The organism is Paraburkholderia sp. HD33-4, assembly GCF_021390635.1.
Lineage (GTDB): Bacteria > Pseudomonadota > Gammaproteobacteria > Burkholderiales > Burkholderiaceae > Paraburkholderia.
Genome location: NZ_JAJEJS010000001.1, coordinates 685,597 through 708,572 on the forward strand (window position 1 = coordinate 685,597; position 22,976 = coordinate 708,572).

The window sequence follows — 22,976 nt, forward strand, 5'->3', positions numbered from 1 at the left end:
GGGGCTCGCCGGGTCGTTCAACCGGCCTACGCCCGCCACGCGCGCTCTATAGATGTTTGAGCAGACCGCCCGCCACCTTGCGCAGTTCGTCGAACTGCGTGACGAGCTGGATGCACACTATGAAGGCCACGGTCGCTGAAGGCCCCGGATAGCGTTCGATCCATCGCAGCATCGGAGTTGCGTAGCGCGCGCGGACCGCGTCTCGCGTCATTACCAGGGTAATCACCACTCCCACCGCGGCGCCCGCCAGCAAATCGGTCGGATAGTGAAAACCGAGCCAGGCGCGCGGAAGACAAATGACGAGCGCGGTATAGATCATCGCCAGTAAACCGATGCCCCGCCACACCAGGAATATGCCGGTGGCGATCGCCATCCAGAGCATCGCGTGGTCGCTCGGGAAGGAACTCCAGCTCGACAGCTGCGCATCGTTGGTCGCGCCAGCTGGAAACTGCAGATGCAATTCAGTGTTAAAGATGGGGCGCACCCTGAACGGCAACACGTGGGTCAACAGTCTGCCCACGAAGAGCGCCACGAGGCCGCTAACCAGCGTGGAGAGAACAATCTCCCGTCGCCATTGGAGGCGCTCGTGCGGCTGAAACCAGATCCAGCACAACACAGGAATCAGCAGGAGGCCCTTGAAGGAGTACAGGTCGGCGATGACCTCGATCGATTGGGTCGCAAAATGACCGTAGTGTATGCCGGACAGATATGTTTCGATGGAAGAATCAAATCTGTTCATTATTTTGTAATGAAAATGAGTTAGTCGATGAAGGTTAACATAACCCGAAAGATTTGCTGCATTTTCTATGTTTGTTTCCGCACAGCATTTTTTACCGCGCGATCTTGTAATTGGTTATCGACGGGCAATTTATATCTGTGAGTTTTAATTCCGGCTTTCAATAAAAGACCGCCGCCTTTCAAAAAAGCCGATAGTCTTTCAACTTCGATTATTGCGGCGTGATAGCTTGATGGCGAATCGCTGTGTCCCGCGCTAAAAACGCGCGGGTCCGCCGCACTACCGCTTCACCTTCCTCACCACCATCCATCTCGGCGACTTGAAGCGCACGATGCTTACATAAAGCCAGACATAGGTCGTCGCGAACACCACCACGAAGCAGAACAGGTGCAGCGTGTGGCGCCAGAAGAGCGTCGCCGGCACCACCGCGATCAGACACAGCAGCCACAGGTATGGCGACGTCAGCGAATTGCGCCGCGTCAGCTCGCGCGCGGTGCGCGCGCCGACTGCCCAGCGCATCAGCCGCTTGTAGACCAGCATATGCAGATGCACGCCGTCCGGGATGCCCGGCGACATGCCGCGAATGAACTTCTTGCGGTAGATCGAGAAGCACGTTTCGAAGATCGGGTACATGAAGAGCAGCACCGGATACCATGCGGACACGTCGCGGTTGCGCATCACGAGCAGGATCGACAGCTCGGCGAGCATGAAGCCGATGAAGTACGCGCCGCCGTCGCCGAGAAAGATCAGCCCGGCCGGGAAGTTCCAGATGAAGAAGCCGAGCACCGCGCCCATCATCATGAACGACGCGGACAGCACGACCGGGTCGTGCACCTGGAATGCGACGTATGCGAGCGACGCGAACATCATGAACGCGACCATTGACGCGAGGCCGTTGAAGCCATCGATGATATTGATCGCGTTGGCGAGCGCCGCGACCGCGAGCACCGTGACCATGAACGAGATCGCCGCATATGACAGCAGAAAGTCGAGCGGCGGCACGCTGATGCGCGTGACCGCGATGTCGAGAAAGAACCACGCGAGCGCGGCGGCCGCCATCGTGCAAATGAGGCGTGCGAGCGGCGACACGCGCTTGGTCAGATCCTCGACCAGCCCCGAGCCGAACGCCGGCATGCCGCACGCGATCAGCCCGAGAATGCCGCCCGACACGGCCGGATACGCGCGATGCAATTGCACCGCGGAGACGATCAGCCCGATCAGAATTCCGGTCCCGCCGATACGCGGCACCGGACGCACGTGAAATTTCTGCACGCCGGCCAGATCCGTATCAGTCGAGAATTTTTCATGCAGATGCGCATAACGCACGATCAACAACGTGATCAGCAGGGAGACGAGAAAACCGAGCGCAAAACTGAGCATGAAAGTGGGCCTGAGCGAAGACCCGGAATTATACAAACGAAACGCGCGGCGTCCGGCGCGCGCCAAGGCGCCGAAGTGCTGATGCGCGGCCCTGGAAATCCCAGATAGTGATGCGTGGATCGGCCGCTGAGGGCCGTCAGCGCTCGCTCCTCATGGATTCCCCCTATGCGGCGCGCGCGCGTTACGACCGTAAACCTGGATGCGACGAAGTGTAAGTCGCGCGCAACTGCGCGGAGCGATCCGCGAAACGATCCGCTGTATCAAGCGCCGAATCAATTCGTTGCCAGCCGCCGTCGAGCCTTCGCGCCCGGCGGCGGCCGTTGACGGCTTCGGTGAGCGCGGGTTCGTCAGCGCGTGCGGCTCGCACTTGTATCGTCGCAGCCAGACCAGACGTTCCGGAGACCCAATGCTAAATAACATCACCATTCGTGGCGGACTGACGCTCGTGATCAGCGTATTCGTCGCTTTCCTTCTGACGGTGATCGCCGTCGGTTACGGCGCGCTGAAGCTCGCCAACGACAGCCTCGACGACACGCAGCGCAGTGCCGTCGCGCTGTCGCATCTGAAGGCGAGCTCCGAGAAGCTTCTGCAGGTGCAGCTCGCATTGGGCACCTATCAGACGCTGTTCAGCGTCGGCAAGCAGACCGACGATCTGTTGCCGGCCGCTCACAAGGTGCTGGTCGAATCGAACAACGACTTCCGCAACTACATGGCCGGCCCGTTCGAGAGCGACGCCGAGCGCAAGCTCGCGCAGAGCGTCGGCGACGCGCGCACGGGGCTCGTCGACAAGGCGATCGAGCCGGAATTCAAGGCACTGACCGACTTCGACTTCAACACCTTCCGCAACATCCAGGGCGAGACCGCGAATAGCCTGTACGCGTCCTACTCGAAAGCGATCGACGCGCTCGAAAAAGCGCAGATGGACAGTCAGCATCAGCAGGCCGCGACCGGCGCGCGACGCTTCCAGCTCGCGACGACGCTGTTCGGCGCGATCGCGGTGATCGCGCTGGTGATCGCCGTGGGCGCGCGCGTCGCGTTGTCGTCGGCGCTGATCAAGCCGGTCAACGCGACGGTCAAGCACTTCGAGCGCATCGCGGCCGGCGATCTGAGCGTCGCGATCAAGGTGAAGTCGCGCAACGAGATGGGCCAGCTGCTCGGCGCGCTGACGCGCATGCGCGACGGCCTCGTCGAAACGGTCGGCAAGGTGCGCGGCAGCACGAGCGCGATCACCCAGGGCGCGAACGAGATCGCGTCGGGCAATGCCGACCTGTCGGCACGCACCGAGCAGCAGGCGGCCGCGCTGCAGGAGACCGCGGCGAGCATGGAGCAGCTGTCGGCGACCGTGAAGCAGAACGCCGACAACGCGAAGCAGGCGAACCGCCTTGCGCACGGCGCGCTCGATACGGTGACCCGCGGCGGCCAGGTGGTGTCGCGCGTGACGGAGACGATGGACGGCATCAGCGAGTCGTCGCGCAAGGTCACGGAGATCATCGGCATGATCGAAGGGATCGCGTTTCAGACCAACATCCTCGCGCTGAACGCGGCCGTCGAAGCGGCGCGCGCGGGCGAGCAGGGCCGCGGCTTCGCGGTGGTCGCCTCGGAAGTGCGCAGCCTCGCGCAACGCTCGGGCGCGGCGGCCAAGGAGATCAAGGAGTTGATCGGCGAATCGGCGGCGAAGGTCGACGAGGGCTCGTCGCTGGTGTCGGATGCGCAGAAGACGATTCAGGAGGCGATGAAGGCTGTCGAGCGCGTGACCGGCGTGATGAGCGAGATCGAGGCGTCCGCACTCGAACAGAGCGACGGCATCGAGCAGGTCAACAAGGCGGTGTCGCAGATCGACGAGGTTACGCAGCACAACGCGGCGCTCGTGGAGCAGGCGGCGGCCGCGGCGAAGTCGCTTGAACAGCATGCGGTGGCATTGCGCGACGCAGTGTCGGTCTTTCGGCTCGACGCGCAAGCGGCATAGCCCGGACGATTGTTAGCGCGCCATTGGGCCGCTGCGAAAAGGACATCGCAGCTAAAGACGGAGAATCGATCGACCGCAGCAAATAGTGCCGCCCGACTGCTGGTGCGGGCGGCCTAAAGACTAAATGCATCTATCCGCGTGATACGTCACGAGGCAGTCCAGCAGCCGGTAAGTTTTGCCGAGATTGAGGCTGGAGTAAGACGGGCCCATCCACGCATCGTCAGCGAAAAATAAAAGAGATCTTCGTGAGACGGGGCTTGCGTTCCGGTCACGCAGAAGAGACCGCGTGACTTGTTGTGTCCGCTCATTGCGCATGCCGTTCATTTGCCACAGGCTCGTCCGGCAATCCTTGCCATTCTTCTGGAGTGACAGCGCTTCCATTGCGGGAGCGTTCGTCTCGCCGAGAAAAAACCGAACCTCAACCATGCGTCTTCGGCCAATTCCGCTCGCTCTGCGTTGAACGTCTGAGCAGCATCAGGTCGATTCGGCCATCGCCAGCCGCCGTCGGCAAAACACAGGCACATCTCTGCCTTCCAACTTCATGCGGTCGCTGCGTCAGCGCGAGTCTGGCCGGCCGCGGTAGCGCGTGTTGTGTTGTGCAACGCACGGATGGCGCGGGCCTCGGACCCTAAGCTAGGTCTCACGGTTAAAACGAAGAACCCCTATTTCCTGCACAAGGTTGACCAATCGGTGCGCGCGTACGCCACATAAGAGCATACCCTCGCGACCGATCTTCCAACTCGCCGCAGCAAACAAGAGAACCAGGACGCAAGTCCTTGACGATAGGGGCGGCACCCACAGTCCAAAGCGACCGGGCGGCGGGCGTTGAAAGCGAGCGGCAGTAATCCGCAAAGGATTCGCCGCTCCAACATTTCTTCATATCGTTAGTCCGGTCGTATGACAACAGGAAGCGACTATGAACCTTAGATACCCCGTCTATGCCCCGTACCTCAACGGTCGCGAGAAGAATTTGGTCATGGACTGTCTGGAATCGACGTGGATTTCCTCGAAGGGCAAGTACGTAGGCCAGTTCGAGGAATCGTTTGCAGCCTGGCTGGGCGCGCGGCATGCGATCACGGTCAGCAATGGCACGGTCGCGCTGCACGTCGCACTCGCCGCATTGGGCATTGGCCCGGGCGACGAAGTACTGGTTCCGACCCTGACCTATATTGCATCCGCGAATGCCGTGAAGTACACCGGCGCAGATGTGGTGTTCGTCGACAGTGAGCGCGAGTACTGGCAGATCGACATAGAAGATGCCGAGCGCAAGATCACCAGCAAGACCAAGGCCATCATGGCCGTGCATCTCTATGGTCAGGCGACTGACATGGAAGCGGTCATGGCCTTGGCGAAAAAGCACTCGTTGTATGTGATCGAAGACTGTGCCGAAGCAATCGGTACGCGATTCGACGGCGCAAACGTGGGCACGTTCGGCGATATCGGCTGCTTCAGCTTTTTCGGCAACAAGACGATCACGACCGGCGAAGGCGGCATGGTGGTCACCAACGACGCCGAACTTGACCGGAAGATCCGGCATCTGCGCAGCCAGGGCGTGAGCAGCGAGCGCGAGTACTGGCACGACGCAATCGGCTTCAACTATCGGATGACGAATCTGGCCGCGGCAATCGGCTGCGCGCAGATGGAGTCCGTCGACGACCTCATCGCGAAGAAGCAGCAAATCGCCGAATGGTATCGGCAGAGCCTTGCCGGCTTGCCGTTGCAGGTGCACAGCACTCATCCGCGAACGCTACATAGTTACTGGATGGTGTCGATCCTCGTCGAGGACGCGAGCCAGCGTGACCCGTTGCGCACAGCACTCCTGCAAGACGGTATCGAAACCCGTCCGCTTTTTTACCCTGTTCATCAGATGAAGATGTATGCGGCGCCCGGTCAGCATTTTCCGGTGGCCGACGAGATCGCCAGCCGAGGCATCAACTTGCCGAGCTACCCGGCACTGATGCGCGATGACATCGCGTTCATCTGCGAACGCGTGCGTGAGTTCCTCGCCCGACAGGAATCGAACAAGGAGCCTTTGCTGGAAACAAAAGCCTGAAGGCCGATTGCAGCCATTGCAGTGGAGGAAAGGCTGCATCGATAAATTCGTAGTACTGATGCAGTTGGTTGCGGTGTGGTTTCGTAGGTTTGCTTGCCGTTAGTAGTCGACGGAAAAAAGCGATTGGTGCACGGAGACTGTCGAAGATTCCTTACGCCTATCAATAGATTACGGACCGAATCGCTGTCTGTTCAAACAGCCTGACATGGCGTTGCATCGCCGAGAAAGGACAAATCATGACGCACTTTATCGCCCGCTCCCGCGCTCCCCTGCGGCTTGGACTGGCCGGCGGCGGAACCGATGTCTCCCCATACTCCGATCGTTTCGGCGGACTCACGCTCAACGTCACGATCGACCGGTTCGCTTACGCGTCGATCGTGCCACGCGATGACGGCAAGATCGAGCTGACCGCTGCGGATACACAGGTGCGCTGGACTGGGGAGATCTCGCCCGAGCTCCCGCCGATCAACGGCCTTGGTTTGCATGTCGGCGTCTACAACCGGATCGTCAGGCAATTCAACGGCGGTCATCCTCTCGCCGTATCGATCACCACCTTTTCCGAGGCGCCTCCGGGATCCGGATTGGGCTCATCGTCGACCGTGGTCGTGGCGCTCGTGCAGGCATTTTGTGAGCTGCTTTCGCTGCCGCTTGGCGAATACGATGTGGCAAAACTCGCTCACGACATTGAACGGATCGATCTTGCGCTCGCGGGCGGCAAGCAGGACCAGTATGCGGCGACCTTCGGCGGCCTGAACTTCATGGAGTTTTACGGCGACAAGGTCATCGTGAATCCTCTGCGAATCAAGCAGGACACGAAGGCCGAGCTCGAAGCGTCGCTCGTGCTGTTCTACACCGGGGTCTCGCGCGAGTCGGCCAATATCATCAAGGAGCAGAGCAACAATGTGGTGGAAAACCACACGGATCCGCTTGCAGCGCTTCACGAAGTCAAGGTTGAGGCGACAAGAATGAAGGAAGCTGTTTTGCGCGCGGACTTTGCCGGCATCGCCGCCTCGATGAGAGATTCGTGGGAATCGAAGAAGCGCATGGCCAAAGGCATTTCCAATCCGTCGATCGACGAGTTGTGGCGGGTCGCGACCAACGCGGGTGCGAAAGCCGGCAAGGTTTCCGGCGCGGGAGGCGGCGGCTTCATGATGTTTTTCGTCGACCCGATCGACCGCCCGGCTGTGAGCCGCGCGCTGGCTGGCCGTGAAGGTCAGGTCATGTCCTGCACGTTTACCGACATTGGTGCCCAGTCCTGGAGAATATCGTGAGCATTTCCGTCACCAACGAAATCGAAAAAACAGTCGCGGTTCTGAGCGCGCTTGCAGGTAGCCCCCAGGTGATCGAACAGGTCGAGGCATTGGCGCGGCAGGTCACCAAAGCGCTGCGCGCCGGTAACAAGGTCTTGCTGGCCGGCAACGGCGGCAGTGCGGCCGACGCGCAGCATATCGCCGGAGAATTCGTCAGTCGGTTCAACTTCGACCGGCCGGGATTGGCGGCATTCGCGCTGACCGTCGATACCTCCGTGATGACGGCAATCGGCAACGACTACGGCTATGAAAAGCTGTTTGCGCGGCAACTCGAAGCGGTGGGCCGCCGCGGCGACATTTTCTGGGCCTACTCGACCTCCGGCCGCTCGCCGAACATTCTGCGCGCCCTCGAGGTCGCGAGGAAACTCGAAATGTTCAGCGTCGGCTTCACTGGCAGTCATCCGGAAGGTGTGGCGGCAATGCGGGAGCGCACCGATCTGTGCATCGAGATTCCGTCCACGTCCACGCCGAAGATTCAGGAGGGCCATCTGGTGTGCGGCCATATCGTGTGCGGCATCGTGGAAGAGAACATCTTTGCATCATGAGCAAGATGCTTCCGTGCATGATCCTGGCGGGCGGTCTCGGTACGCGATTACGGCCGGTTCTCGGCGAAGGCCTTCCCAAGGCGATGGCGAGCGTCGATGGCCAGCCGTTTCTCGCGTGGATGCTGCGCTGGCTGGAGCATCAGCGCGTGACGGACGTCGTGCTGTCGCTGGGTTACGGATGTGGCGAGATCACGGGTTGGCTGGCACGGCAGTCGCTGGGGCTGTCCGTGACCGTCATCGAAGAGGACAAGCCGCTCGGTACGGGCGGCGCGATCATGCATGCGCTGCGCACCTGCGGCGCACCGCGGATGATCGTGCTGAACGGCGATACGATCACTGATCTGGACCTGTCCGGCTTCACCGACTTTTTCAACGCCGCGGGTGCCGACCTGGCGATCGCCGCAACGAACGTGCCGGATGCGTCGCGGTATGGAGCGCTCGAATTCGACGCCGGTACGAAGCGCCTGATCGCATTCGAAGAAAAGCGGCCGGTGGAGGCGCCGGGTTTTATCAATGCCGGCATATACGCGGTCGATGCAGCCCGCTTGCTCCGATTCGACCTGCCGGAACGATTTTCATTCGAAGACGATTTCCTGCGCCGCCAGGTCAGCACGCTCGACATCCGGGTCTTTCCTGCGATCACCGAGTTCATCGATATCGGCATTCCGTCGGACTATGCGCGAGCCCAGCAACTCGTGCCGCTTATGTGTGAGCAATCCGCTCATGACTCGTAAAGCGCTGTTCATCGATAGGGACGGCGTCGTCAACATCGATACCGGATACCTGCACGAGCCGAGCCAATGCGTATTCGTCGAGGGAATCTTCGAACTCGTCAGAGCGGCGAATCACGCCGGCTGGCCGGTGGTTCTCGTCACCAACCAGGCGGGCATCGGGCGCGGTTATTTCACGGTCGCTCAGTTCCAGGCATTCACCGACTGGATGCTCGGCGAATTTCAGAGCAGAGGTGCGCGGATCGACCGGGTCTACTACTGTCCGCACCATCCGGAGTTCGGCCTTGGAGAGTACCGACAGGCCTGCGCTTGCCGCAAGCCGCAACCCGGTATGTTCTTGCAGGCGCGCGCGGACCTCGATCTGGACATGGAAGGCTCATTGATGATCGGCGATAAGCCGTCGGACCTGCTTGCCGCGGCGCGGGCCGGGGTCGCGCATCGTTTCCTGCTCGCGCCGGCGGGCGAGTGCGATCTCGAACTCACCGAATCGCCGGGCTCGCGCATCGACAGTCTGTCGGAACTGCTCGGATGGTTCGGGCAGTGTCGGCTGCGCGAGCCGCAGCCTCAGTCGGACGTCATTGCCGATCTCAGTCCTTCCGTCCGACCGTGATGGGGGCTGAAACAACGTTTTTGAAGAACGGTTTGCCCACCGCCTTGACGTAAAAAGTGCCCGAGGTGCCTGCCGGTAGCGCGATCGTGGCGGTCGCCGGCGCGTACCGGTTGATCAGACGAAATTTGTCGCCCGCTAACGATTGATAAAGCTCGAGATGATCGACCGTCTCGGCATGCGATAGCGTGAGGCCCAGCGCATTGCCGGAAAGACGTGTCTGCAACGTCACGCAGTTATCGATTCCGGATTCGAGCGCCGTGCCTTCTTCGTAGTCGTTCCAGGTAATGAGTTGGAGGAATGGCAGCTGGCGTGCTGCGCTGTAGTTCTGGTTGATGACATCGAAGGTTTGCAGCCAGGTATCGCCACAAGATTGCGGCATGTAATGTTTCTCATTGGGCTTCGCCCACGCGGCAAGCAGGTCGTCGAAACCCTTGAACACGCCGCCGGTTGCTATCTTCGTTGGCTCCGTGCGCGCATATCGATAGAACTCCTTTAGCTCGGAGAGATTGGCGACCTTGGGCTTTTGCCTCGCAAAGCCAGAGCTGACCCAGACAAAGGCGCCAGCACTATAGTCGCGGTCAAAGCCCTGCTTGTGGATGTGAACCCAGGAGATGTCGCGATGCGCTGCCTGAATGCGTGACCAGTCGACCTTACCGGACCAGTCGAGGCCAAATTCGTACACCACCGGATGGCCGTCATATCTCAGGTATTGCGGGGAAGAAAAATAGGTGCGCGACAGATAGTCGAGTTGGGAAATGACCGTCTGGGTGACGTCGCAGCCCTTGCAATGATTGAAGTTGTAGGTGCCGGCGTCGACCATGATCGAGAACGACATATCGGGAAATTTGGCCAGTTCTGGCATCGACTTGCGCCACGCGACATCGATGGGCTCGGGCTGGCCGTTGCCATCCTTCTCACCGTACCAGTCGACGATCACGCCATCGACGCCGCGCGCATGCATGTCCTTGAACGTGCGCAACGCCTGGGCCGGATCGTCCGAACGATAGCCGACCACGACGCCGCGCGATTCCGGATCGAACCACCACGGTAAATAGTGCGCAAGGACTTTGGTCGTGTTCCCCGGATAAAGCAACGTATGAATATTGACGTCGGAAACGGAGGTCGACCCGCCGAGATTACCGTTGCGGGTCGCTGCAAAAGTATGACTTGCCGAAGTGTTTGGCGGCGCCAGGTTGGCGGGTGGCTCTTCACAAGGTGCAGTGAGGGGTAGCGCACTGAGGCAGAGGGTTAACGCGGGCAGTATCCGTTTACCTGTTGTCATGACTGATAGTCTGGACAGAAAGTCTGCATTTTATGAGTTATTCGCGGACCCTTGGCATCTCGGTCGAATAAGGCTTGTTAATGTCTGTTTTATCTTTTGGACGTATAGGCGCATAAGCGTCGGTGTCCCCGAGCACCGCCAAACGGAGCCTGCCCGGCAGCGGCACAGCGTTTCAATCATTGGAGTTTGCATATGCCTAACGATGTCGGTCGCGAGCGAAGCCCCGCTGTCCAGAACGTGTCGGCACTCTCGGTGTTCGACGTGCTCGAAAATGTTCTGACTTATCGCTACCTGTTCCTTTCCGTGCTTTTGTCCGGACTTCTGCTGGGATGCGTCTATGTGCTGTTTGCCTCCCCGATGTATTCGGCAAACGCCTTCATCCAGATTGAAGACAAGAAAAGCAGTGCGTTGGGCTCTTTGTCCACGGTGACTCGCGCGCTCGACGTCAACGGCTCACCGATTCTCGGCGAGATCGACGTCGCGCGCTCGCGCACGGTCGTCACCGAGGCGGTCGAAGCAGCGGCCGCCCAGACGTCCATCACGGTCAAGAACACTTTCCCGATCGTGGGCCGCTGGCTCGCCACGGTGCTGCCGCGGGAACCCGACGGACTCGCCAGCGCGCCCCTCGACATGACGCACTGGGCATGGGGTGGCGAAAATCTGACGATCGGCTCGTTCGATGTTCCCGCGATTCAGACGGGCAAGCCGCACAAGCTCGTCTACGACGGCGATGGCAAATGGACGTTGCACGATCGCACCGGCAACGAGGTGCTGAGCGGCAAGGTCGGCGAGCTCGCCGCGTCGGGTGACTATCGGCTCCTCGTCAAGGCGGTGGTGGCGCGTCCGGGCACCGAATTCGGCCTCGTCAGGCACTCGACGCAGTCGACCGTCGACCTGATCATCAAGAAGCTCAACGTGGCCGAGACCAAGCGGGAATCGGGCGTGTTCGAGCTGCAATACAGCGGTGACAACCCGTTCTATGCGGCACGCCTCGTCAACGCGATTGCTGATGCGTATCTGAAGAACAACGTCACACGCCGCGCCCAGGAGTCGGAACGGAGCTTGAGCTTCCTCAACTCGCAGATGCCGATCGTACGGGCGCGACTGCAAAAAGCGGAAGACGCGCTCAACGCGTTTCGCCTGCGGGCAGGCACCATCGATGTGGGCGGCGAAATCAAGGAGTTGCTCGATCGGTCCGCAACGATCGAGAAGGCCAGACTGGAAACCAACCTGGCTTACCAGGACATGCGGTCCAAGTACCAGCTCGGCCAGGCGCCGCTCGACGCGGTACTGGGCAAGCTCAAGCAACTGGATCTCGCATCGCATCAGCTATCCGACCGGATCGCGCAACTGCCGGGCTTGCAGCAGGAATACCTGCGGCTCTCACGCGATGTCGATGTCGAGAATCAGCTGTATGTGGGTCTGATGAACAATGCACAACAGTTGCAGATCGCGACGGCGGGCAGTGGCGGCAATGCGTCGATCGTGGACTACGCGGAGGTCGCGGAAAAGCCGGGTCGTCCGAACGCGATTCTCGCACTGGCTATTGGCGGCCTGGCGGGCGCGCTGTTCGGCCTCATTGCGACGCAGCTGAAGTCGCTCGGCGCTGGCCGGATTCGTGACCCGAAGAGACTCGAAACAGTGGTCGGTATCGATACGCTCGGCGTGCTTCCGATTTCGCCGGCCCAGAAAATCGCTGCAGGCAAGCCGGAACATACGTTCCTCATCAGCGCAGAGGAAAGCGAAACGCCGATTGTCGAAGCGATGGAAAGTCTTGCGCTGGCGGTGCAATGCTCGCTTGCGGAGAAACCGGATGGCAAGGTTGTGCTGATCACATCTGCGGTGCCCAACCAGGGGAAATCGTTGATTTCGGCCAACCTTGCTTATTTGCTGGCCGAAAAGGGGCTCAAGACCTTGCTGCTCGATGCGGATATGCGCCGATCCAGGGTCCACCGCTATCTGTCAGGCGATACCACCAATGGGTTGTCCGGGGTTCTCGACGGTACGTTCGATTCGTCCGAGGTCATCAGCAAGCCGACCGACAATTTCCACGCGATGCCGGCGGGCAAGAAGACGAAGCATGCCGCCAAGCTGTTGCGCGGCGACAACTTCGGGCCGCTGATGGCGACTTTGCGTGAGGAATATGACGTCGTCATCGTCGATTCTCCGCCGGTTCTTCCGGTACTCGATGCGGCCGCCGTGTCGAGATTCGCGGACATGACGCTGTTCGTCGCGCGGCAAGGGGAAGTGAGCTATGCGGAAGTCGCCGAATCGATGTCGAGGCTTGCCAAGGTCGGCACGGCCGTGGACGGCCTCGTGTACAACGGCTTCGCACCTTCACCGCTGCGTTACGGCTATTACTCGAATGCTTACCGGTACATGTCCGCTCAGGACTGAATAGCGTCGACAGGCTGCCTGGCAACTTCAGGCTGATCACAAAAAAGACGCATTTGTCGCAATCGGGGATACACATGGGGCTTTTTTCGATGCAGATGGGACCGGCAACCAGAGGATTGGACAATCAGAGCTCGTCACGGCGCGCGGCGCCGAGTGCAAGCGGCGATCTGCGGGTGGTCTGGTTCATGGGCCCGCGCTCGAGCAGCTGGAACGGCGTCGGTCAACACAGCCTGATATTTATTCGGGCCTTGAACAGGAGCGCCGGATTCAATGTCGAGGTGATCGATATCCCCGCGCAAGCCCGTTCGCTGAAGCGCTACTGGTGGCAGTTCGTCGTGTACCCGCTGCTTGCGGTCCGGGCAGCCCGGTCGTGCGATATGGTCGTCCTTTATCAGGAGGATCTGAGCTTCCTCGTGCCGTTCGTCCGTCTTGCCGGCGGCAAGGTCTGCGTGCTTTTCCATCACGTTTCCCGCCCAGGGCAAGCGCGTGGCGTCATGGAGCGGCTCAAGGAGTTGTATATCCGCGCGATCCGACGGCAGGTCGCATGGTCGAATCTGGTGCTCGTCGAAAGTGAAGTGACGGCCGCAGAGGTGCTTGAAGTGGTGCCGGTTCCACCCGAGCGCATCCAGATCATGCCTTGCCCGTTCGAAGACAAATATTCGCCGCTCGATGAGCCGACGCGACGCGTTGCGCGGGCTCGATCGCGGGAGATTCTGAAGGAGCGCATCGGTCTGGATATCGGCGATGCGATCCTGTTGCTGAACGTCGGCTCGGACGAAACCCGCAAAAACAACGTAACGGTGTTTCGCGCGTTGGCCCGGATGAAGCGCAAGGATCTGGTCATCGTTCGCGCCGGCAAGGCATTCAATCTCGCCAATCGCAAGGAATGCGCGACGCTGGCGAGCGACATGGGGGTCCGTGCTCATTTTCTCGATTCGGTCAGCGACGAAGATCTCGGCTACCTCTATCAGGCCGCGGACATGTACGTGTCCGCGTCACTGCACGAGGGTTTTGGCCGGACCGTGATCGAGGCGCAGATCGCCGGAACCCCGGTGGTCGCTTCGAACATGCCGGTCTATCGGGCGACGATGGGGGATTCATTTCTACCGGTCAGTGATCCGGCCGATCCCGACGCATGGGTAACGGCGATCGACCGCCTCGCTAACGATCCTGTGCTCGCGGAGCGTCTCGTCGAACGCGGCAAGATCAACGCGCGCCAGTACTCGTCGGACGTGCTCTGCACTTCGCTGCGTGACGGGCTGTTGAGAGCGACCGGCGCTGACACCGTCGACGGTAAGCACACCTCTGCAGAATAGAAAGCGGACAGGCCATGCAAATTCAACAGGCTGGCGAGCCGACCATTTCTCTGGCACACCTGATCGTCCCGATCGTGGCCGTGTTTGCCTTGCTGTTCAATACGGCGCTGCCGTATCTCGGCTACGCCCAGGCAAGCGCGACATGGACGTTCGTGCTGGCGGCGCTGGCGCTCATCTATCTGGTGGCGACGCGACCGCTCTTTTCGGTGTCGATGTTGTATTTCATGATGATCGGGATGACCGCATTCGTCGCCGGCATCGGCATCGAGGCGGGCGGTCTGATGATCGAGACGGCGGTCCAGGGCGAACCGAACGGTTCTTTCAGCCGGCTCCTTCTGTTCTATGCACTCTTCATCGTTTGTGCGCTTTACAGCTTTAATCGCTCGTTAAACATTCGCAATCCGAGCGTACCCGTTGCGCTGATCACCGTCGACTCGCGCAGCGTGGTGTTGGGATTCACGCTGGCGCTTGCGATTATCGGGGCCGGCGTGGCAGCTGGACTGACTCAAGGTTTCGCGCTGATCAACGGTGTGAACCGGTACACCATTCGCAACGAAAGTACCGGGTCCGATAGTCTGTTGTTCAACACGTTCCTGAACAACGCGGTTTTTCTCGCCCTGATTCTCGGCGCGCTCGCCACCAGCAAGAACCAGGCAGTCAGGTGGTTTTCGATCTTGCTGATCATCGTGGCGACAGGTCTCTACATCCTTCACGGCGAGCAGTTCATGTCCGTGCTGCACTTCCTTCTGTCGGTGCTCGCTCCGGTGATCGCGGTGCTGCTGATGCGAGGCAAGCCGGTTCTGCGGTATATGGCAATCGGGGGAGGCGTCGCGCTGATCATCGGTATCGCTTCGGTATTTTCCGCCTACGAAGGGCAGGGGCTCGATGTGCAAAACACGATGACGGATCGCTCGCTATTGCAGGGGCAGGTCTGGTACGTGGTCGACTATGACGCGCATCTATTCACCGCACCTCCGTCGGGCGGCGCACCGGCCTTCTGGCGCTTCGCTGACTCGCTGCTGTCGATGAACCAGCCCACCTTCGACGACAGCTTCGGCTACAGCGGCTTGCGCGACGTGATGGTCGCGTACGGCGAGCCGCAGCTGATCCACTCGTATATCAAAGACGACATCACCTTCACGATGGGGCAGATGGCGATCCCCGTATTCTGGTTTGGTCTTGTCGGCGGCGCGTTGTTCATTGCGTTCACGGGCTTGATCTATGGGGTGCTTTGCGCATTGCAGATCGTGTTCGCGCTGCGTGGCGGCGTGATCATGCTATGGCTGATCGTCAAGTTGTTCAGCTACGCAAGCGCTGGGATCCAGCAAGGCGATTACTGGTCTTTCTTTAGTGTTCGGACGCTGATGTACGTGGCGCTGACTTACCTTTGGTGGGTGCTGATCGATTCGAAAGCCGCCCCGATCAAACTGAAGCGGCTGGTGACACAGTGAAAACCTTTCGAACCCTGCTGGTTTCGTCGCTGTCCGGCGTAGTGTGCGAAAAGGTGATCGGCGCACTCGCGGCGGTCGCGAGTAATCACCTGTTCGCCACGCTGTACGGCGCTCACTTCTTCGGCGAATTGCAGTTCGCGTTGTCGCTCGCGTACGTCGTCAGCAGCGCGGCGTTGATCTTCAGCGCTCAGGCCGTAGCACCGATCTTCGGCAGACATCCGCGACTGCGGCACCTCGTGTTCTATCGTGCGTTCCGGTTGCGTCTAGGTTCCACGCTCAGCGTGACGCTGCTGTTCCTGGTCGTCGTCGGCTTGCTGACGCAGTCCTCGAACACCGCGCTGATGCTGGTCGCCGGGCTGGTGATGCTGTGCGAACCCATCGCGCTCGGCTCGCTGATGGCCTACGCGGAAACCAAGCCCTGGGTGATCACGCGGGCGAAAGCGTACGCGAGCGGTGTGCGGGTGCTGTGGCTACTAGGCGCCGCGCACGCGTCGGTGGGCGCGGTCGTCGCGGCGTTTGCTTGGCCGCTCGAAGCTTATGTGGCCGTTGCCGCGCCGTTCACCCGTTATCGAACTCTCGCGTTCCATCGGCCACCGTCCCTGCACGGTTCGGAAACGGTCAAACGAACGCTGATCGTTCGCGGACTCAGGATGTGGCCGGCGATTGCCGCGAGCGTGCTGGTGTTGCGAATGGACCGCCTGTTGCTCGGCACGCTGATGTCGAGGACGGATCTCGGCATCTATGCGGCTGCGGCGTCGCTCGTCGAGCAGTGGAACTCGGTTGGCACGACGCTCGCACTGGCTCTTGCGCCGGCCATGGTGTTCGTCGCCCGCGGCGAGGACCAGCTGCGCAACAAGGCGATCAAGCTCAGCGCGTATCTGGCGGTGATCGCAGCGGTGGCACTGGTCGGGAGCCTGTTCATCGGGCGGCCGGTGTTCCTGCTGATTTATGGGCCTGCGTTCGAAGCCGGGATCCCCGTGATGATTTTCGGCACCGCCTGCTCGATCGCGACGTTCGTGGACGCCGGGCTCACGACGTGGCTCATCGCGGCGCGGCGTTACCGGCTGATGACGATCAAATTGATCGTGACTATCGCTGCGATCGGTGTGGCGCCATTCGTGATGCCAACGACGCTGATGATGTATTCACCGGCGGTGGGGACGGCCTTGTCGATCGTTCTGTTCTGGGGTGCCGTCTTCGGACAGGGGCAACGCTTAAAGGTGGCGCAATGAAAGTCTGCCTCTGCAATAACCGCTTTCCGCCGAATGTTGTCGGGGGCACCGAGATGGTCGTCTACGATCTCGCGGTTCAGCTGCGTGATCGGGGGCATGACGTTTCCATTTTCACCTTGTCGGATTCGCGCTCGTCCGAAACAGCGGTCGTGGACGGTCTTCGCGTGCACAGCATGCCGAATACAAACATCTACAACCAGTTTTCGCACGCCGAGCGCAGCGGGCTGAAAAAGGCCTTGTTCGGTGCATTGGATACATTCAACCCGCTCGTGTTCTTCTATGCCTTGCGCCATTTGCGTGGCCTTGGTATCGACGTGCTGTGCACGAACAACCTCAAGGGAATGGGACCGGCGATCTGGCTCGCTGCATGGTGTCTGCGGATTCCAGTCGTGCATGTGCTGCACGACTACTGGCTGATATGTCCGACCTCGACGATGTTCCGCGACGGCCGCGCGTGTGAGCAGGCATGCAACGGATGCCGGACCGTTTCAGCTCCGAAGGCGTGGTTTTCGCGGCTGGTCGGGCACGTGGTTGGAGTCAGCGACTTTGTGCTGGAACGCCATCGACGGCAGAATTTCTTCGGCGGTGCCCAACCCTGCGTCATTCATAACGCGCGGCAACCGTTCAGCGCAGTCCCTTCGACGCTCACCGAACCGCGCAAACCCTTCCGCATTGGCTTTATTGGGCGCACCGACGCGACCAAAGGTATTCGCGAGTTTTTTGCGGGTGCGTTTGCAGCGCAAAGAGGCGACCTCGAACTGCATATCGCGGGCCGGGACAACGAACAGATTCTGGATCAATTGATCGCCGAATACCCCGATCTGCGAGTCGTGCGGTATGGCTTCGTTCCAGCGAAAGACTTTTACCCGCTTGTCGATCTCGTGGTCGTTACGTCGATGTGGAACGAACCGTTCGGAATGGTCGCGTTCGAGCCCTGGGAATTTTTCAAGCCGTCCATCGCTTTCACCTCCGGCGGATTGCCCGAAGTATTCAGCGCCTTTCCCGAGTTGACCGTCCCGCGGGGCGACGTCGCGGCGCTCGGCGCGCTGATCCGGCGATTCATCGACGACCCGGATTTCTACCGCGGAATGGCCCACCGTTGCCACGAACAGCGCAATCACTTCCTGCCGCCGCGACAATTGCAGCAATTCGAAGCGGTTCTGAGGGCTGCTGCGAGACAGGATCAGCGCGAGGGGGGCGGGGGTGTAATCGGAGTGGATCGAGACGCTCGGAGATAACGCTGGTTGTGGATGGGATGGGCGCACACGTACGACAGGTTCTGCAACGAAGTGACTCGATGAAGTATGGAGATTGACGGAAAGGTCGGACGCCAATCTGGAAAGAACCGTAATTAGCATGCCGAATCATCTAAGGATAATGGCGAGTCTCTGAGGATGGCGGTAAAGATTTTCCATTGGCAAACGCGGCACTTCACGTCTGAACTTGCTTCCGTAGCCTGCTGGAATGATTTAAGAAACCTCTCCATTCGGAGGATTCATGAGAAAGCGCGTATTGATGGTAATGACCCGGGATATTCCCCGGTCCGCGTCCAACGGACGCGAACGCACGTTGTGCTACATCCGCAAGGCGATCGGCATGGATGCGGACGTACGCGAACTCAAGATTCACTCCGTATTCGAGACGGGTACGCTCGCTTCGAAGCTGCGCGCGGGCCTGAGGATCGGGGCAGGTCTGGTGACAGGCAGGCCTTGCGCACTGCAGGTCGCCATGTTCGCCAGTGGTGATGGAAAGAAACGGCTGGTCGAAGCGATTGAAGACTATAAGCCCGACGTCATCTATTTCGATGGCATCCGGATGGTCGATTACGCCGCGTTCGTTCGCCGACGCTATCCGTCGAGCCACATCATCTGCGACCTGGACGACCTGATGTCGCGGCGTGCCAATATCCTGAGAACCGGCAACTTCGCATTGTCCGTAGGCTACCTCGCAAAATCGATTCCCAAGGTAGTCGTCTCGCTGATCAATGCGCGATTCAGTCGCAATCTACTGCTCAGATATGAGGAGTTTGCGCTGAAAGGCCATGAGCGGCGGGTGGCGGCCTCGTCGAATGCCGTGACGCTGGTTTCGACGACGGATGCCGACGCATTGGAGCGTATCCTGCCCGACGCAATCAAAAAGCGAGTGCATGTGATCGCCCCGCCAGTCGACTCGGTCAAGCCGGTGGTGCGGCCCGTCGACCCGGTTCGGTTCGTATTCGTCGGCGCGGACAGCCAGTTGCAGAACCGACTCGCAATCGAATACCTGGTGGCGTCGTGGAAGAAACTCGAGTTGAGTTTGCCGCTGGTCATTTACGGACGTATGTCCCGTCAATACGAACCCGTGCCGAACGTCGTGTTCGCCGGCTTTGCAAAGACGCTCGACGAAGTCTATACCCCCAACTCGATTGCACTATGCCCGACATTTCTGCGCGGCGGCATCAAGTCGAAGGTGCTCGAAGCTGTCTCGTTCGGTTGCGTTCCGGTCGGCAATGATGCCGCGTACGAGGGTCTGAATTTCGAAGATGCGGCGCTGGCGATGGACGAAGGTCGGTTGCATCGTTTCCTTGACGACCCCTCTGCGGATCTGAATGAAGTCATGGAGGCGACGACGCGGTTTGCTGCTTTCTGCGAACGCAATTTCAGCATGCCGGTGTTTGCACGACGCTGGGGTGACCTGCTCCGGCCAGTGTATGTTCCGCAGACGGAGACGAATGTCGTTGTTGGCGACGGAAAAATGTCCCCTATTGCGATAGACGTCGTGCAGCGTAGTACCACTGCCAAGCAGCCGTGAAAACGGGCGAGCGCCTCGCGGTGAACCGCGAGGCGCGCACTGCTCCGGCCAGATCGGTTTCAGACGGATTGCCCTGCTTGAGCGGGAGCGGTTGGTAAATGGACGTCTCCGGATCGTGAATGGGTTGGCGTCTTTTATTAAAAATTTCGTTGCAGCGTGTAAGGAGTGGTTGAATCAAAAGAATAAGGCGGTACATTAAAATCGGGAAAATAAGAAATGATTTCAATTCAAATGCTTCGGGGGTTGGCGGCATTTGTTGTCGTCCTCTATCACATTGCAAAGAAGGGTGTGGTTTCGGGAGATTATCCCTTTAATTTCTTTGAATTCGGGCAATTTGGGGTGGAGATATTCTTTATTGTCTCCGGATTCATCATGTCGTACATCACTGCCGGAAAGGAACTCCATGCTCCTTCGTTCATCGTGCGGCGAGCGGTCAGAATTTTGCCGATGTATTGGCTGTTCACGACTGTCGCTTTGTGCGCGTTGATCATCGTTCCAAAATTGGCATTTACGCATACTGAGCTCCCGCCCGGAATTATCAATTCTTACCTGCTGATTCCCGATCCCCATCACTCTTTGCTGCTCATGGTGGGATGGACACTGTCGTACGAGTTGCTCTTTTACCTCGTATTCGCACTGGCGGCGGGGATGCCGGGCCGGCCGATCGCGGTCGTGCTTGCGATTCTGTGGAGCTCGTCTTTCTACGCGTCGCAGAATTTTTATATGCAGTTTATCTTCAACGATTTCTGGGCAGAATTTCTGGTCGGCACCATCCTGTTCAGAATTGTGGATAAAAAGGTCTCCTTGTTTGCGGTGGGTGGGATCGCATTGATCGCATTCCTGATTTTTAGTTACTATGGCTTGCCCGACCGTCGGTCGGTATATTTCGGATTGCCGGCGGTAAGCGTCGTTTCAATATTTATTGGATTGGAGGGTCTGTTCAAAAAGTACCGCGCGGCACACATCGTCCCGGCATTGAAGTTTCTTGGTGATGCTTCCTACTCCATTTACCTGTCGCATTTCTTTTCTTTAAATTTTGCATATCTGGCGATCTATAAGGTTTTGAAATTGAGTGGCCGCTCGGCTGGAGTGGCGTACTTCGCGTTTGCTATCGCGGTTAGTTTGATTGCGGGCGGGTTGGTGCACGTGTTGATAGAAAAGAAGATCCTCCGCGCTTTGAAGAATATGGGTGGGCGAGATGTGAAGGGCTATGTGAACAACCAGGCAGATACGGGTGCGGCTTAATGGATTGGGAGTTGGGTCGAATTCTGCCACCCCGTGGGGCAGGTCTGCAGTCGTTGGCGACGCCTGGATGGGGGGCGGAGATTGCGCGAGAGAACTTGAGCCGGGCAGTCAGTCGGTCCGGGTGGTTGCACGCCAATGCGGCAACTATCGGTACCGGCCGCTTCACCGGGTGCGCTCGACCGAGACGGAAATGGCAGCTCGCGGCAATTCTCTACGCGGCTTTATAGCTCGCAAACGTGTGCGCGATACATTGACGCGAGTGCGAGCCAGTTCCCGCCGACGTGGAAGCAAATCCAACAGCCGTCAGAGTGTAAATGGCCGCGCGACTTTCACCGGTAACCTCACCCGGCGCTATTGAATCTCTTCGCTGCTTACTCGTCCTTTATCGAGAGGTTTCGATCGACCTCGCCGTCAACGCTGCTGGGAAGTCTTATCGCACAAGCAGTGCAGTTATAAGATAAATGTAAGGAAAAATGCGTCCGCTCTTTTACAACAGGGCGCACTTTGCCAGCGTCCCGTGGGTTGAGATAAAGCACCCAAAAATGCGAACCGGTCTAGTCGGAAACAAAACAGGTATCCGGAAGAAAGGATGGATCTTTGATGGCACCACACGTAAAGACCAACTAGCAGCATTGATACAGGCGGTATCGAACAGATCTCGCAATTAATACTACTAAGATAACCGTTGCGTGGTGGGGTTACATTGGAGAAAGCATGAAAACAAATTTTGTACTTCCCGAATGTATCAATCAAAGCAGTTTAGTCGCCGATCAGATTTCCCAGCTTCGAGAGCGCGGCTTCAGTTCGTTTGAGAATATTGCCTCCGCGGAGGAAATCGCTGAGCTAAAAGGCATCTGCGAGCGGCTCATATTCGCCGGTGCAGGTGCGAAAGAGGGCGCTTTGTTCGACTTCGTTGGTGACAATCCTCTCGCCTCGACCGGACTCACTCAATTGAGCATGCCGAGCAACTTCAATCCGCGGTTGCGTCGGACGGACTATCACAAGCGGCTCGAAGTCCTCGCCAGGCAGGTTCTGGGTCCCCAGGCGCGCTTCGCGGGAGATCACCTCTTCTACAAGCCGCCGGTAGCCGGCCCGGAAACCCCCTGGCATCAGGACGAAGCATTCCATGACCCACGGTTCAATTACCGCGAGGTGAGCTTCTGGCTACCTCTGCAACCGGCGACAATCGAAAACGGCTGTCTTCGTTTTATTCCGGGTTCGCACCAATGGAGCGTTCAGCCTCACAGAAGGATCCCGGGCAAGGAGCGTTCACACGGGCTTGAATGCTACGACGGTTTTGATCCCGACGATGCAGTCTACTGTCCGGTGCCCGTCGGCGGGTGCACGGTTCACCTGGGTCGTACGGTGCATGGCGCAGGGCCGAATGTCACTGCGACCGCGCGCTTCGCGTATACGGTCGTCTTCGATGTTCCTGCCACCGTTTCAACGGAGTTCCGCGAGTTCAACTGGCTCAACGACACAACGACACGCGACGAGATCGAACTCAATTGGCGGCGGGGCAAGGGGAAGATGATCGCTTTGTATCGCCGCGTGATGCGACGCAATAATATCGATCCAATCCGGCTCTACTATGGTTTCAAACGCCGTTGGTGGTCGTTGAGGCAATGGCGCAAGCGCATATAGCACTTTGTCTATCGCCGATCTGATGCTTCAGGGAGTGAGTGCCGCCGGGTTCGTTCGGCGATAGATTGGGCTGGTTGCGCGCAAGGAGCCCGCGCTGCTTGATGCTGAGCCACGCCTCCTCCGTGTTGCTGCGAGCGACGAGTTCTGTGAGCGGAGATAGGCAGCGTCGTGTTGACCGGCAAGCGAGCGCGCCTGGCCTCGGAACGATTGCGCTGCGAAAAGCTCGCGTTCGATGTGCGGAAGTATTCGCGTTGGATTCACTGCACCGCGACTTCGAAGAGCCAACTG

17 protein-coding genes are annotated in these 22,976 nt (G+C 59.3%); 14 read left to right on the forward strand and 3 right to left on the reverse strand.

Features of this window, described 5'->3' with window-relative positions; all coding sequences use genetic code 11:
- Positions 1 to 46: 46 nt before the first annotated feature.
- Positions 47 to 739 (reverse strand): phosphatase PAP2 family protein, encoded by a 693-nt coding sequence (locus L0U84_RS03090; RefSeq protein ID WP_233847647.1) that lies wholly within the window; start codon positions 737 to 739, stop codon positions 47 to 49.
- A 276-nt stretch (positions 740 to 1,015) separates the two neighbouring features.
- Positions 1,016 to 2,116, reverse strand: a complete 1,101-nt coding sequence (locus tag L0U84_RS03095) for an MraY family glycosyltransferase (protein ID WP_233847648.1) — start codon at positions 2,114 to 2,116, stop codon at positions 1,016 to 1,018.
- A gap of 406 nt (positions 2,117 to 2,522) precedes the next feature.
- Here L0U84_RS03095 and L0U84_RS03100 point away from each other — a divergent pair, with 406 nt between their 5' ends.
- The 6 genes from L0U84_RS03100 (at position 2,523) to gmhB (ending at position 9,331) form a co-directional block, all read left to right on the forward strand.
- On the forward strand, positions 2,523 to 4,082 hold the full coding sequence (locus L0U84_RS03100; protein WP_233847650.1) for a methyl-accepting chemotaxis protein: 1,560 nt from the start codon (positions 2,523 to 2,525) through the stop codon (positions 4,080 to 4,082).
- Positions 4,083 to 4,998: 916 nt separating this feature from the next.
- Positions 4,999 to 6,135: a DegT/DnrJ/EryC1/StrS family aminotransferase gene (locus L0U84_RS03105; RefSeq protein WP_233847651.1), complete on the forward strand. Its 1,137-nt coding sequence runs from the start codon at positions 4,999 to 5,001 to the stop codon at positions 6,133 to 6,135.
- 236 nt (positions 6,136 to 6,371) lie between these two features.
- Positions 6,372 to 7,406, forward strand: a complete 1,035-nt coding sequence (locus tag L0U84_RS03110; protein ID WP_233847652.1) for a GHMP family kinase ATP-binding protein — start codon at positions 6,372 to 6,374, stop codon at positions 7,404 to 7,406.
- Complete coding sequence (locus L0U84_RS03115) at positions 7,391 to 7,990, forward strand: D-sedoheptulose 7-phosphate isomerase (protein WP_442794023.1); 600 nt, start codon at positions 7,391 to 7,393, stop codon at positions 7,988 to 7,990. Before L0U84_RS03110 ends, L0U84_RS03115 begins: the two co-directional genes overlap by 16 nt.
- The gene (locus L0U84_RS03120; RefSeq protein ID WP_233847653.1) at positions 7,987 to 8,724 is read left to right on the forward strand and encodes a nucleotidyltransferase family protein; all 738 of its coding nucleotides are present in this window, start codon (positions 7,987 to 7,989) and stop codon (positions 8,722 to 8,724) included. Before L0U84_RS03115 ends, L0U84_RS03120 begins: the two co-directional genes overlap by 4 nt.
- On the forward strand, positions 8,714 to 9,331 hold the full coding sequence (gene gmhB, locus L0U84_RS03125) for a D-glycero-beta-D-manno-heptose 1,7-bisphosphate 7-phosphatase (protein ID WP_233847654.1): 618 nt from the start codon (positions 8,714 to 8,716) through the stop codon (positions 9,329 to 9,331). The genes L0U84_RS03120 and gmhB overlap by 11 nt, the downstream gene beginning before the upstream one ends.
- Here the strand turns inward: gmhB and L0U84_RS03130 are convergent.
- Positions 9,309 to 10,613, reverse strand: a complete 1,305-nt coding sequence (locus L0U84_RS03130) for a hypothetical protein (protein ID WP_233847656.1) — start codon at positions 10,611 to 10,613, stop codon at positions 9,309 to 9,311. The genes gmhB and L0U84_RS03130 overlap by 23 nt on opposite strands.
- 192 nt (positions 10,614 to 10,805) lie before the next feature.
- Between L0U84_RS03130 and L0U84_RS03135 the strand changes: the two genes are divergently transcribed.
- From L0U84_RS03135 to L0U84_RS03170, 8 genes are all read left to right on the forward strand, one after another.
- Positions 10,806 to 13,010 (forward strand): polysaccharide biosynthesis tyrosine autokinase, encoded by a 2,205-nt coding sequence (locus L0U84_RS03135; protein WP_233847660.1) that lies wholly within the window; start codon positions 10,806 to 10,808, stop codon positions 13,008 to 13,010.
- 116 nt (positions 13,011 to 13,126) lie between these two features.
- Complete coding sequence (locus tag L0U84_RS03140) at positions 13,127 to 14,326, forward strand: glycosyltransferase family 4 protein (protein ID WP_233847662.1); 1,200 nt, start codon at positions 13,127 to 13,129, stop codon at positions 14,324 to 14,326.
- A 14-nt stretch (positions 14,327 to 14,340) separates the two neighbouring features.
- Positions 14,341 to 15,777 (forward strand): DUF6418 domain-containing protein, encoded by a 1,437-nt coding sequence (locus L0U84_RS03145; protein WP_233847667.1) that lies wholly within the window; start codon positions 14,341 to 14,343, stop codon positions 15,775 to 15,777.
- Positions 15,774 to 17,009: a lipopolysaccharide biosynthesis protein gene (locus L0U84_RS03150; RefSeq protein WP_233847669.1), complete on the forward strand. Its 1,236-nt coding sequence runs from the start codon at positions 15,774 to 15,776 to the stop codon at positions 17,007 to 17,009. The genes L0U84_RS03145 and L0U84_RS03150 overlap by 4 nt, the downstream gene beginning before the upstream one ends.
- Complete coding sequence (locus L0U84_RS03155; protein WP_233847670.1) at positions 17,006 to 18,247, forward strand: glycosyltransferase; 1,242 nt, start codon at positions 17,006 to 17,008, stop codon at positions 18,245 to 18,247. Before L0U84_RS03150 ends, L0U84_RS03155 begins: the two co-directional genes overlap by 4 nt.
- Positions 18,248 to 18,506: 259 nt before the next feature.
- Complete coding sequence (locus L0U84_RS03160) at positions 18,507 to 19,799, forward strand: glycosyltransferase (protein ID WP_233847672.1); 1,293 nt, start codon at positions 18,507 to 18,509, stop codon at positions 19,797 to 19,799.
- A gap of 216 nt (positions 19,800 to 20,015) precedes the next feature.
- Positions 20,016 to 21,044, forward strand: a complete 1,029-nt coding sequence (locus L0U84_RS03165) for an acyltransferase family protein (protein ID WP_233847674.1) — start codon at positions 20,016 to 20,018, stop codon at positions 21,042 to 21,044.
- A 714-nt stretch (positions 21,045 to 21,758) separates the two neighbouring features.
- Positions 21,759 to 22,688 (forward strand): phytanoyl-CoA dioxygenase family protein, encoded by a 930-nt coding sequence (locus L0U84_RS03170; RefSeq protein WP_233847675.1) that lies wholly within the window; start codon positions 21,759 to 21,761, stop codon positions 22,686 to 22,688.
- Positions 22,689 to 22,976: the final 288 nt, after the last annotated feature.